Source organism: Streptomyces sp. 1222.5 (assembly GCF_900105245.1).
Classification (GTDB): Bacteria; Actinomycetota; Actinomycetes; order Streptomycetales; family Streptomycetaceae; genus Streptomyces; species Streptomyces albidocamelliae.
In genome coordinates, this window is the sequence record NZ_FNSZ01000001.1 from 8,369,585 (window position 1) to 8,381,156 (window position 11,572).

Genomic DNA, 11,572 nt, shown 5'->3' on the forward strand with positions numbered 1-11,572 from the left:
GCCGCTGGCGCGCAGCCTGCTCGCGCGCGTTCCCGTCGACTGCGGAAGGGGTGCACCTCAGCGCAGTGGGGTGGCCGAGAGCCGCACGCCGAACCACTGCTCGGCGCCGTGGTCCTCGTACCGCTCCACCTCCGAGAATCCGAGCTTCGCCGCAACACGCATCGCGCGGGCGTTGGCGGTCTGGGTGCGGAGCACCACCGGCTCGCGGGGAGACGCGCCGGCGAACCAGTCGAGTACCGCCGCGCACGCCTCGGCGGCGTACCCGCGTCCCCACGCCTGGGGCAGGAACATGTAGCCGAGTTCGGCCCCTTCGGCGTCGGGACGCACATGACGTGGACTCTCCGCGTCCCGCCGCTCGAGCGTGACCATGCCGATCATCGCTCCGCCGAGGTCGATCACGAAGCAACCGGGGCGCCGGCCGGGCACCTCGGGCATCACGCGTTCGAGTTCCTCACGCGGTCGAGGGCCACCGGTGTAGGCACCCACCTCCGGTGATGCGAACAGCTCGACGAACGCCGCACGGTCCCGGGCTTCTGACCCGCGGAGCAGGAGCCGTTCGGTCCTTATCGGCGCAGGCGGCCAGACACCGGGTCCGAGTTCACTCATGGCGGGCAACCTGGCGCAGGGCTGTGGGAGTGATCCGAGGACGCACCCTAGCGCTTGGTGATGTGTGTCGCACTGGCGAACCTCAACGGAGTGGGAAGCGCACCGGAGTTCAGCTTGGCGGCCAGGTCCCGTGCCTCCTTCTCGGTGAAACCTCCGGAGATCTGCGCGGTACCGTCGGTCAGCGCCTGGTTGACGTAAGGTGCGGACACCACGCCGCCGTCGACGACGATGGCGAACTCGTTCTGCGGCATCTGGTTCTGGGCAAGCCTGCCGGTCGCGTCGGCGAACTTCTTGGCTCCTGCGGCGGTGAAGTCCAGCTGGACCATCCAACCCGCCCCGTTCGTGGTGTCGTTCACCGCCTTGGCCGAGGTGAGTTCGCTGCCGGTGAGAATGGCCGGCCCGAGCAGGTACTTCGAGGGTGGTTGGCCGGCGGAGTGTTCGGTGGCACAGGCGACGGCGGGGCTGTCAGGGTTCGCGTCCTGTTCGGCCTCGGAGTACGTGTGGCCGGCGGAGCAGTCCAATGCCGTGTACTTCGCCAGGAGGGAGGCGGACGTCCCGTCGGCCCCGCCGGAGGCACTGGCCCACGGGGAAGCGGCAGGGTCAGCCCGGAGTGCTCCAGTGGTCGCGCGCCCCTGTGCGTGACTGGCGCTGGGACCGGCCGTGGGGGTCCGGGCGCCGGCGGTCTCCTGCGCCAGCACCGGCCGGAAACGGAGTTGCCCCAGAGCTCCCAGCTTCTCCAACTGCTCAGCCGTATAGGGTCCGACGACGGTGAGGGACGTGCCTTCGGTGGTGACCCGGGTACCTGTCATCCCGAGACTCCTGACCCGTTCCCGCACTCGGTCGGCGGTCCGGTCCAGTCCGTCCGCGGACCCGGACGTCGACGCGGTGAAGGTGACCGACCAGTCGGTGCCGGCGGCGGCCGTCTGCCCGCCGGACGCTGTGCCGGACGGTTTGGAGTCCGGCCGGGACGGGGCCGACGAATGCGAGCAGCCGGTCGATGTGGCCAGGCCCAGGCACAGCAGAACGGTCGCGCTTCTCACGTGAAGGGTATGCACGGTGTGCAGCTTCCCAGGCGTAATGCCGGGTGTGCAGGCAAATGGCCGACTCTCGGGCGGTCCTCTCGGTGAGACGTTAACCTTGCTCCGCCTTCCGGCCGCCCAGGCCGACAAGAGTGCGTAGTGAGACTGCACAATGGCCCTGTGACGGGTGGGGACGAGCAGGCGCAGATACTCCGGTACGACCGAGGGGCGGAGGAGGACGACGGCCGTCAGCGCTCGCGGCGTGGCCCGATCCTGCTCACCACTCTGGCCGTCCCGGCCGTCGGAGCCGCCGGGGTCCAGGCCGGCTCGCTGCGGGCTGGGCAGGGCGGCAACGGCATCCTGCACATGGTGGTGATTGTCGCCCTGCTCCTCATCGCCTTCGTGGTGGTGGCACTTGGCATCATCTGGGCCATCAACACGGTCGCATCCCTGATCGGCGGGATCGCCGCCGGCTGGCGCAGGACGCGCCGAGACGTCACTCGCTAGCCCTGTCCCGCCCGACGACGCGCCAGCCCGACCGCCCCCAACGTCGTTCCTTTCAGGCCGAACTGGCCAGAGCTCAGTGAGTTGCGGCGTCATTTCGGGTACATACCCCGCCATGGGCGTACATTTCATCACAGGTGCTGGTTCAGGTATCGGAGCGGCCCTGGCCGCGGCTTTCGCGGCTCGGGGTGAGGAGTTGTGGCTGCTGGCTCGTAACGAGACGCGGGCGCAGGCGCTGCGGGCCAGGTTTCCCCACAGCCGGACGCCGGTGGCGGACCTGGCGGCAACGGGGTCGCTCCGCGCTGGGCTGGCCGCGCAGGAACTGCCCGCTCGGCTCGACTCGTTGATCCACGTCGCCGGCGTCGCGGAGTCCGGGACGGTCGCGGAACTCGGGGCGGACGTCTGGCAGGACGCGCTCGCGGTCAACGTGGCCGCTCCGGCGGAACTCACCCGGCTCCTGCTTCCCGCACTGCGCGCGGCACGCGGCCACGTCGTCTTCATGAACTCCGGTGCGGGGCTGCACGCGCCGCCACGACTGAGTGCCTACGCGGCATCGAAGTTCGCGCTGAAGGCGCTGGCCGAGTCGCTGAGAGCCGAGGAGTACGGGAGCGGGGTCCGGGTCACCACCGTCTACCCGGGAGAGACCGACACTCCGATGCAGGTCCGCTTGCACGAGCAGTTCGGCCTCCCTTACGACCCCGAAGCCCACATGAGCCCGGATTCCGTCGCCGCCGCCGTGCTCACGGCGCTGGATCTGCCGAGGGACACGACGATGAGCGATCTGATGCTGAGGCCGGGGCGCTGACTGCGCGGCCGGCGTTCCCGGGACACACCTCGTCCGTCCCGGGAACACCGGTGTCCCAGTGGCCGACCAGGTCGGCGTAGAGGGGTGCGGACGCCAGCAGCGTGTCATGGGTACCGGTGAGCGGCCGTACGCCGTCCAGGAGCAGCACCCGGTCCGCCCGGCGGGCCGGAGCGATCCGGTGGGCGATCGTCACCACCGTCCCGGGCCGGCGCCGGAACGCCTCCTCGACGCGGTGCTCGGCCACCGCGTCGAGGTGCCGGGTCGCCTCGTCGAGGATGACCAGCCTGGCGGGGGACAGATAGGCCCGGGCCAGGGCGATCAACTCCGCCTCGCCCGAGGACAGTTCGGCCGGTGTGAGAATCGCGTCGAGGCCGCCGATCCGCTGCACCGCGCCGGCCATGCCCAGCTGCTCGACGGCCGCGACGACGGCGTCGTCCGGAGTGTCCGGGGCGAGGTAGCACAGGTTCTCCCGTACCGATCCGGCGAAGACGTAAGGATCTTGAGGAAGGAGCACCCGGGCGCGGTGCAGATCGCCGCGCGCGATGTGCTCCAGGGGGACGCCGCCGAGCAGGACCTGTCCGCGGTCGGGCGCCAGGATGCCGGCGAGGACGTCCGCCATCGTGGACTTGCCGATCCCGGAGGGACCCACGACGGCCAGGTGGTCGCCGTCGGCGAGCGAGAGGTCGAGCCGGTCGAGCACCGGTTGCGCGTCCGGCCCGTACGCGAAGGTGAGGTCCGACAGTTCCGCCGAACCGTCCAGGGGCGTCCGTCCGGGCTGCGGATCGGTGCCCGGCGCGGGATGGCGCGCGGCCGTGGACAGGCGTTCGGCGGCCACGGCGAGGCGCAGCCAGGACGCGCCGACTCCCTGGATCAGCAGGCGGACAGCGGGTTCGAGGGTGGACAGCACATAGGCGACCACGCCCACGACGTCGCCGGACGTCATGCCGTGTCGGACCAGGGTCGGTGCGGCGAGGACGATGAGCAGGAGAGGGGCGTGGGCGCCCAGTGCCACGATCAGCCTGCGGACCGCCGCCAACCGCGCGAGGGCCCGCGACGCTCGCAGGTGGGCGTCGATCGCGTCCAGCATCTCGCGTTCCGCCTTCTCCGCGGCGCCGCACGCGACGAGGTCGCGCAGCGCGTGCAGGGTCCCGACGGTGCGGTGGGCCAGGACTTCCTCCGCGACGAACACCGTGCGCTGCCTGCGGACGGTCGCGGGGGCCAGGACGGCGAACACCGTCAGAGCGAGCACCAGCGGTGCGGCGACGAGGGGTACCGCGCCCGGGGCGATGGCGGCGGTGCCGGCCACGACGGCGGCCACGGTGAGGACGAACTGCCACACGAGCATCAGCTGACCGGCGAGCGAGTCACGGACCGCCTCCACCTGGCGGGTGAGCTGGGCGACCGCGACAGAGGCGGAGTCGTCCCGCCGCCGGGGGCCCCGCGCCACCGCTCGGCGCAGGGTCCCCGTGACGACGTCGCGCAGCAGGCGGTCGCGCTGGGGCTCCACGATCTCGGCCAGCGACGGGTAGGTCTGCCGTCCCGCCCAGGCCCCGGCAAGGGTGACCAGGGCGAACACACCGAGCCACAGCGCTGCCGTCCTGGGCCGGTGCAGGAGGAAGCCGTGGTCGACGGCCAGGGCGAGCGTCTTGCCGGCGGCCAGTGCGGGCGCGGCGTGGAGCAGCGTCCACAGGGTCAGGCGCACGGCAGCGGCTCGGCTGTGCGACAGGCTGCCCCGCACCAGGCGCATCGCGCTGCCCGTGATGTCGGCGGGCGGTCGGGCCGTCCGGTCGGGTTCCGGCTGGGGGTGCAGTGTGTCGGCCGTGGGGTCGCCCACTGGCGGTCTCCTTTCGTCCGGTCGCGTCCGCCGTCCGTCGCCGCGGAGACGATGCGTCGCTTCGCGTGGTGACGGCGCGTCAGTCGTCGCCGTCGCGGAACACGCTTCGGTAGGCCGGGAGTTCCCAGAGTTCGTCGTGGTGGGCGAATGCCCGGATGCGCCCCTCGTCCAGCCATGCCACGGCATCGGCGCGGGCGGCCGTCGAAGCGCGGCGGGTCACCATCAGCCGGGTGCGGTCCCGGTGGGTGACGGCCATCGCGCCGAGGACCCGGGCCTCGGTGCCGGTGTCGAGACTGGACGTCGCGTCGTCGAGGATGAGCAGCCGGCTGTCGCGTGCCAAGGCCCGTGCCAGCCCGAGCCGTTGACGCTCACCGCCCGAGAGGGGAGCCTCGGACAGCGGAGTCCGGTAGGTGTCGGGCAAGCGGCTGACGAAGGTGTCCGCCTGTGCCGTGCGGGCCGCGGTGCGCACCTGGTCGGCGGCAACCGGGTCCGCGGCGAGACCGACGGCGTCCTGCACCGTGTCCCCGGTCAACGCCGGGTCGGCGAAGGCGAAGCCGACGGTGCTCCGCAGCCGGTCGGGTCGGATGTCGTCCATGGGCACGCCGTCGAGCAGGGCGAGCCCCGTGTCGGGGACCAGGAGCCCGCCGGCCACGGCGGTGAGCAACGAGGTGCCCGAACCGGAGCGACCGACCAGGGCGACGAAACTTCCGGCCGGGAGCGTGAGGTCCAGCCCGTTCAGGACGGCACGGCCGGATCGGCGCACGGTCACCCCGCGGAGTTCGAGGAGTCCCGGACCCGGCGGCAGATCGCGGGTGCCCGGCGGCTGGACGGGCGTGGCGAGCACTTCGGCGACACGGTCGCGGCCCGCGCGGGCGCGCGCGTGGTCCAGCAGACTCTGTGCCGTACCGAACCCGCCGAGGCCGATGGTGGCGTAACCGAGCGCGGCGATCAGGCCGCCCGCGCTCAGCCGGCCGACGGACAGCTCGTACCCGGCGATGGCGAGCACGGTGATCTGCGTGGCGGGGGCCAGGAGTCCGGTGGCCCAGGCCACGCGGCGCTGGCTGTCCCACAGGGCGCGCCCGCACCGGGAGAGCTCGGGGACAGGGCCCATGACCCGCGCGATCTCCTGGTCGACCGTGCCGGCGGCCGCGATGGTACGGCTGCCCGTGAGCGCATCCACCAGCCGTGCCGCCACCTCTCCCTGCGCGCGCTGGTAGCCCGCGCCCTGCTGTGTCGTACGCCTGAGATGGCGTCGCACCAGCACATAGCCCGCAGGGGCGGTGACGAGGAAGGCGGCGGCGAGTTCCGGGGCGAGCAGGCCCAACGCGACCACGGCGCCCAGAGCCATGAGGAGTTGGGCGACGGCGTACACCACCGCCTGGGTGGCGAGGGCGGCCTCCGCGCCGCTTCCGGTGAGGCGCGCCACCAGGTCGCCCGGTGCGGTCCGGCCCGGCGGGAAGGCACCGGCCGCCATGACGCGCCGTACCATCGCGCGACGCAGACGCGCCGTCTCCTCTGCCGTGGCACGCGGTCCGGCGTACTGCGCCGTCGCCTCGGCGGTGGTGAGCAGGGTGAGGACGGCGGCCAGCGGCAGGAAGCCCGCGCCGGTGCCGTCGGACAGGGCCTGGTCGACGGCCTTGGCGAGTACCGCGGGCAGGACCAGGCTCGCCAGGGAGCTGGTCGTCACCGCCAGCGCCAGCAGGGTGGGCCACAGCCAGGAACGTGCTCCGGGCGTGCGGCGGAACCGGTCCGGCCGGCCCGGCTCGCCCGCCCGGCCCTTGCCGGGCCCAGGGGCCGGCTCGCCACGGCGGTCGCGGTCGCTGTCCATGCGTGCCTCCTCGGTGAGCCGGCCGCAACGGGTCCGGACACGAGACGGAGCCGGTCCGGGCTGCGATGCAGTCCGGACCGGCCGTGCTACCCGGGTCGGCCGGCGGGGCCTGTGGCCGACCCGTCGCGTCCGCTAGAGGCAGAGCAGGGTGCTGACGGTGCTGTTGGTGCAGTTGACCGCGCTCAGCGAGCTGATCACCGACATGTACTCGGTGGTCTCTTCGGGGGTCTCCAGTGCCTGCAGGCCGAGGATCGACATGTTGCTCTCCCATCGCATGGTGTGGTGCTCCTGCTTTCCGGCGATCGCCGGAAATCTGTGGACCGCGGTGCGGTCGTCGCGGCGGACCGCCGCTGTCTTGCGTGGACCAGGCGCTCAGGGCGCCTGCAGGACCGGGGCGGACGCCGGCTTGCCGGCCCGCTCGGCGGTGAGGAAGGGAAGGGCCGGGGTGTCGGCGAGTGCCGAGCCCAGCGCCAGGAGGATGCCGGCCGAGCCGGTGGCCAGGTCCATGGACAGCCGCAGCAGCTGCTCGCCGGGGAAGGCGACGTGGCCCTGGTAGGGGATGAGATGCCAGGCGAGCCGCCGGATGTGCCGTCGGATGACCTGGCCGTGGACGTCGGTGCCGTCCTGCAGCGTGTGCAGCAGCGAGATCAGTCCGGCACGGCCGTTGAACAGCCCTGGCTGGACGATGAACTCGGGTTCCGCGGCACGGCGGATCCGTTCGACGTGCTGTCGCAGCTCCGGGTCCGGACGATGGCGCAGGAAGTCGTGGAGCACGGCGGCGATGCCGGCGCTGCCCGATTCGAGGTACGGCAGCACCCGGGTGCCGTCGTCGACCTGCAGGGTTCCGTCGTCGGCCAGGACGCAGTGGGCGAGGTCCTGCTCCAGCGCCTGTTCCGCGAGATCGAGCAGGCCGGTGTCGGCGGTGCTCTCGTAGAGACGGAGGAAGAACAGGGCGGCGCCGGTAGTGCCGTACATGAGCCCGGTGCGTCGGCCGGGTGTCGGATCACCGCTCGCGTCGGCCGGCTTCAGACGTGCGGCGAGGCGTTCGGCGGTGTCCAGCGCGGCGGAGTGCAGGCGCCCGTCGCCGGTCGTGCCGGCGAAGTGCAGGAGAGTCAGGCCGATTCCGGGGAGACCGCCCGCGAGATCGGTGCCGTGACCGTCCGGGGGATCCTGGAGCAGACGGTCCAGGAGGTGCTGCGCCTGCGGGGCGTGGCCCAGGCGGTCCAGGGCGTAGGCCACGCCGTGGGAACCGATGAACAGTCCGGGCCGGCACGGCTCGCGGGGGACGGCGTCCAAAAGCCACTGGACATGGTCCGGATCGACCTCGGCGCCGGTGGAGTGCAGGGCCCAGAGGACTCCTGCCGCGCCGTAGGCGAGCCCCAGCCCGTCGTGGGTGAACTGGCCGGGGTCGCCCGGGAACAGGCGGTCGGTGCGTTCGGGGGCCGCGCTGGCGCCGATGGCCGCCGTCATGGAGTCGCGCAGGGCGGGCCACATCGCGCTGTCGCCGCGGAGGAGGGCGGTGAGTCCGGCGCGCTCGGGATCTCTGGGGGGACCGGGAGGGTGGGGGGAGGGCAGCCCGAATCGGCCGGCCGCGGCCGTGGTGAGTTCCGCTCTCTTCCCGGGATCCAGCGAGGTCAGCTGCATCAGCGGCATGTAGATCCAGAGCCGGAGCGCGTCGAGGGCGTATTCGTCCACGGCGAATCCCTCGAGCTCCGGGGGTGCAGCGAAGCCGGCCGCTCCGAGTGCCGGTCTGACGAACTCCGCCGCCAGTGAGGCGAGTTCGAAGTCGATGAACGTCACCCGGCCGTCGGGACCGACGATGAGGTTGCGTGGGTGCAGGTCCCCGAAGACGACGCCGCGGTCGTGGATGGCGCGCAGGCCCTCCTCGATGCTCGCCAGGACGGCTTGTGCCTCCTCGCGGTACCGGGTGACCGTCTCCTCGTCCGGATCGGGGTGGACCAAGGGGTAACGCTGCCCGAACCAGCGGTTCAGGGGTTCCCCCTGCACGTACTCCTGTACCAGGAAGTGGTGTTCCCAGGCCGTCAGGTAGTCCAGTGCGGCGGGTACGGCGGGCAATCCCGCCAGCCGGTCGAGGATGTCGCGCTCCCGGCCGAGTCTGAGCACCGCGTCGTCGCCGCGCTGGTCGAGGCCGGCGTGCGGCCGCGCCTCCTTGAGTACCACTTGGCTGCCGCCGCCGACGGGCCGGCCGACGTAGATGCCCCCGCCGTTGGAGAAGTGCAGCGCACGCTCCACGGTGTACGGGAAGTCCGCCATGCTGGCCCGGCTCTGATCGGCGAGGGCCTGGGCGAGGACCGCCGGCACGGGGGCCCAGTCGGGCACTTCGAACACGGCGCGCCGTACGTCCGGGCGGAGGCGGCCCGACGGCTCGCGGAAGGCGAGGACGAGCTCTCCGGTCTCCGAGCGGCAGAACTGCTCGGTGAACCCGCCGTAGCGCAGGTGGAGCGGTCCCTCGCGCCAGCGTAAGTCGCTGAGGATGTAGGGCCCTTGCTGTCCGGTCAGTGCCGCGCCGAGGTCGTGGAGACATCGCTCCAGTGCGTCGTCGCCGACCGGGTAGAGCGTCATGAACTTGCCGCTCGAACCGCGCGAGGCGTATTTCGCGTTCTGCGTCTGCACCAGTGCGGGGCTGCGCAGGAACTTGAACGCCATCCGGTTCTCGAAGCAGTACGCGCTGACGACGGAGAGGATGTGCTCGGCGTTGTCCAGGCATGCGGACACATGGATCTTCCAGCCCTGTTCGGGCAGGTCCAGGTCCGCCGGCTGACAGCCCACCCATACGTCCCTCGCCCTGCCCACCCAGCCGTCGGGTAAGGGCTCGCCGGCAGCGGCGAACTCCTCGACGGTGGCCCAGCGGACAGGCGAGTCGTAGAACAGCTTGTCGGCGTATGAGTACGCCTCATAACGCATGTCCATAGCGACCCCCGATGTGACGAGCTCTCGCGACCACCCACATCGCGAATGACGTTCCCGGTCGCGGACGCCTCCACCGTGTGGTGGCTTCGCCGCTCGCGGCCTCTGATGTGAAGGTAAGGGAGGGGAACCGTGCCGGACAGGGCGCGCGGAGTGTACGCAGAGGGGGGCGCGAGGCCCGCACTCAAAAAGTAAGTGTATGTAAATGCGCCCGTATACTTATTCGAGAGCTGTTTTGGTGATTGTCTCTTCGGTATTCCTGCGTTTCCTGCGCGACGGTGGGCATCAGGCGTCACACCATCGGTCTGGCTTGACCCTGACACGGTGACAAGGCCTTGACTGCCTGGCCGAAGGAGGTGGTCGCAGATGACGATCAGCGCACAGGAATCGGACGCGGAACGAGCTCTCCAGGGACTGGAGGACGGTCGTGCGTCCGTGCGTCTGCGGGCCGCTCTGGCGCTCGGCACGGCGCCCGAGCCGCGCTTCGTGGACACGCTCGTCCAACGGAGTGCGATCGAGCCCGAGTTCTTCGTCCGTGACATGCTGACGTGGGCACTCACCCGTCACCCGGTGGCCGTGACCCTGCCCGCACTGCTTCGCGAGGTCCGCGCGGAGTCCGCGCAGGCACGGAGCCAGGCACTGCACACACTGTCCAAGATCGGGGACCGGCGGGTGTGGCCGGCGATCACTCGGACACTCCTGTCCGACCCCGACATCGAGGTGGCGCGGAGCGCCTGGCGGGCCGCGGTCGTACTCGTACCGGAAGGGGAGGAAAGCGTGTTGGCCACGGTGCTGGTCACCCAGCTCGGGCGTGGCGGACGGGAGACAAAACTGAGTCTCAGCAGAGCGCTGGTCGCGCTGGGGGATGTGCCTCCGCTGTCGGCCGCGACGACGGCTCCCGACCCGGTCGTACGCGCCCACGCACTCGCCACACGCCGGCTGCTGCGCGACCCTGATGCCGGATTCGAGTTCGCGATCGAGGAGGCCAAACGCGTAGTGGCCCTCGGTGCTCCCGACGAGGAGGGACGATAGGACGTGCTGATCGGTGAGGTGGCGCGGCGCTCCGGGGTCAGTGCCCGCATGCTCCGGCACTACGAGTCGCTCGGGCTGGTGCGTCCTTCGGGGCGTACCGTCTCCGGCTACCGGGAGTATTCCGGGGAGGACATCCAGCGGATCTTCCAGGTCGAGAGCCTGCGCTCGCTCGGACTGTCCCTGCGTGAGATCGGACGGGCGCTCGACGATCCCGGCTTCACGCCCCCGGCGCTGGTCGAAGACCTCATCGGCCGGACCCGCGAACGCATCGCGGCGGAGACCGAGCTGCTGACCCGGCTGCGTAGGATCGACGCCACGGACCCCGCGGGCTGGGAGGACGTCCTGCAGGTCGTCGCGCTCCTCCAGGCACTGGAGTCGACGAGCGCCGGCACACGCCAGCGCGCGGCCCTGTCCTCCGTCCACGACGTTCCGGTGCCGGTGGAGGCTTTGGTCGAGGCGGTACTCAGCGAGACGGACCCGAACGTCGCAGGGGCCCTCGGGTGGGCACTGGCGCGATCGGGTGATCCCGGCTCGGCGCTGCTGGCGGAGGGCCTCGGGGCACCGGTGGCCGCGGTGCGGGAACGTGCCGTACGGGCCCTGGCCGAGATTCCCGGCGACCAGGCCACCGCGCGGCTGCGGGACGCTCTCGCGAACCCTGACGTCGTCGTCCGTCGCCATGCGGCCCTGCGCTCGGGACGCGTGGTGTGGCCGACGCGGTCCCGACGCTCGTCGACATGGTGGTGGACGGAAGGAACGACACCGACGCGGCCGACGCGTTGAGCGTGCTGGCCGGAGACACCGAGACGGCGGACCGGATCGCGAGCGGACTCGTCGACCGCCTCACGCACGGGACCACCGAGGCGCCGGCGCGCGGGCGGCTGACCCAGGCCCTGGCGGGCATCCCGGGGACGAGGGCGTCGACCGCCCTCGCGGAGCTGTCACATGACCCGGACCGCGCCGTGGCGCTGACCGCCGCGTACGTCCTGCGGCTTCGCGGTGACACGTGAGGGGGCGGC

General features: G+C 71.8%; 9 protein-coding genes and 1 pseudogene. 4 read left to right on the forward strand and 6 right to left on the reverse strand.

Annotated elements, in window-relative coordinates; all coding sequences use genetic code 11:
• Positions 1-57: 57 nt before the first annotated feature.
• A complete protein-coding gene (locus BLW57_RS38025; protein WP_093480204.1) occupies positions 58-606 on the reverse strand; it encodes a GNAT family N-acetyltransferase in 549 nt (182 codons plus the stop codon).
• A 47-nt stretch (positions 607-653) separates the two neighbouring features.
• A complete protein-coding gene (locus BLW57_RS38030; protein WP_143051639.1) occupies positions 654-1,415 on the reverse strand; it encodes a SecDF P1 head subdomain-containing protein in 762 nt (253 codons plus the stop codon).
• Between the two features lie 390 nt (positions 1,416-1,805).
• Between BLW57_RS38030 and BLW57_RS38035 the strand changes: the two genes are divergently transcribed.
• On the forward strand, positions 1,806-2,132 hold the full coding sequence (locus tag BLW57_RS38035) for a hypothetical protein (RefSeq protein ID WP_093480206.1): 327 nt from the start codon (positions 1,806-1,808) through the stop codon (positions 2,130-2,132).
• A gap of 112 nt (positions 2,133-2,244) precedes the next feature.
• Positions 2,245-2,934, forward strand: coding sequence for an SDR family oxidoreductase (locus BLW57_RS38040; RefSeq protein ID WP_093480207.1), 690 nt, complete (start codon positions 2,245-2,247; stop codon positions 2,932-2,934).
• Here the strand turns inward: BLW57_RS38040 and BLW57_RS38045 are convergent.
• The 4 genes from BLW57_RS38045 to lanKC form a co-directional block, all read right to left on the reverse strand.
• The gene (locus tag BLW57_RS38045; protein ID WP_256339734.1) at positions 2,870-4,768 is read right to left on the reverse strand and encodes an ATP-binding cassette domain-containing protein; all 1,899 of its coding nucleotides are present in this window, start codon (positions 4,766-4,768) and stop codon (positions 2,870-2,872) included. The genes BLW57_RS38040 and BLW57_RS38045 overlap by 65 nt on opposite strands.
• A gap of 79 nt (positions 4,769-4,847) precedes the next feature.
• Positions 4,848-6,596, reverse strand: coding sequence for an ABC transporter ATP-binding protein (locus tag BLW57_RS38050; RefSeq protein WP_093480208.1), 1,749 nt, complete (start codon positions 6,594-6,596; stop codon positions 4,848-4,850).
• A 132-nt stretch (positions 6,597-6,728) separates the two neighbouring features.
• On the reverse strand, positions 6,729-6,872 hold the full coding sequence (locus tag BLW57_RS38055; protein WP_241841109.1) for a SapB/AmfS family lanthipeptide: 144 nt from the start codon (positions 6,870-6,872) through the stop codon (positions 6,729-6,731).
• A 96-nt stretch (positions 6,873-6,968) separates the two neighbouring features.
• A complete protein-coding gene (gene lanKC / locus BLW57_RS38060; protein ID WP_256339735.1) occupies positions 6,969-9,527 on the reverse strand; it encodes a class III lanthionine synthetase LanKC in 2,559 nt (852 codons plus the stop codon).
• A gap of 363 nt (positions 9,528-9,890) precedes the next feature.
• On the opposite strand from lanKC, the gene BLW57_RS38065 reads away from it, so the two are divergent.
• Positions 9,891-10,556 carry a HEAT repeat domain-containing protein gene (locus tag BLW57_RS38065; RefSeq protein WP_093480209.1) on the forward strand — a complete coding sequence of 222 codons (666 nt, stop codon included), beginning with the start codon at positions 9,891-9,893 and terminating at the stop codon, positions 10,554-10,556.
• Between the two features lie 3 nt (positions 10,557-10,559).
• Positions 10,560-11,563: pseudogene (locus BLW57_RS38070) on the forward strand (HEAT repeat domain-containing protein).
• Positions 11,564-11,572 lie beyond the last annotated feature (9 nt).

Excerpts from the sequence above, each read along its gene's own strand:
- lanKC (WP_256339735.1), bottom strand. The coding sequence starts at position 9,527 with ATGGACATGCGTTATGAGGCGTACTCATACGCCGACAAGCTGTTCTAC.
- BLW57_RS38050 (WP_093480208.1), bottom strand. The coding sequence starts at position 6,596 with ATGGACAGCGACCGCGACCGCCGTGGCGAGCCGGCCCCTGGGCCCGGC.
- BLW57_RS38040 (WP_093480207.1), top strand. The coding sequence starts at position 2,245 with ATGGGCGTACATTTCATCACAGGTGCTGGTTCAGGTATCGGAGCGGCC.
- BLW57_RS38030 (WP_143051639.1), bottom strand. The coding sequence starts at position 1,415 with ATGACAGGTACCCGGGTCACCACCGAAGGCACGTCCCTCACCGTCGTC.
- BLW57_RS38065 (WP_093480209.1), top strand. The coding sequence starts at position 9,891 with ATGACGATCAGCGCACAGGAATCGGACGCGGAACGAGCTCTCCAGGGA.
- BLW57_RS38055 (WP_241841109.1), bottom strand. The coding sequence starts at position 6,872 with ATGCGATGGGAGAGCAACATGTCGATCCTCGGCCTGCAGGCACTGGAG.
- BLW57_RS38025 (WP_093480204.1), bottom strand. The coding sequence starts at position 606 with ATGAGTGAACTCGGACCCGGTGTCTGGCCGCCTGCGCCGATAAGGACC.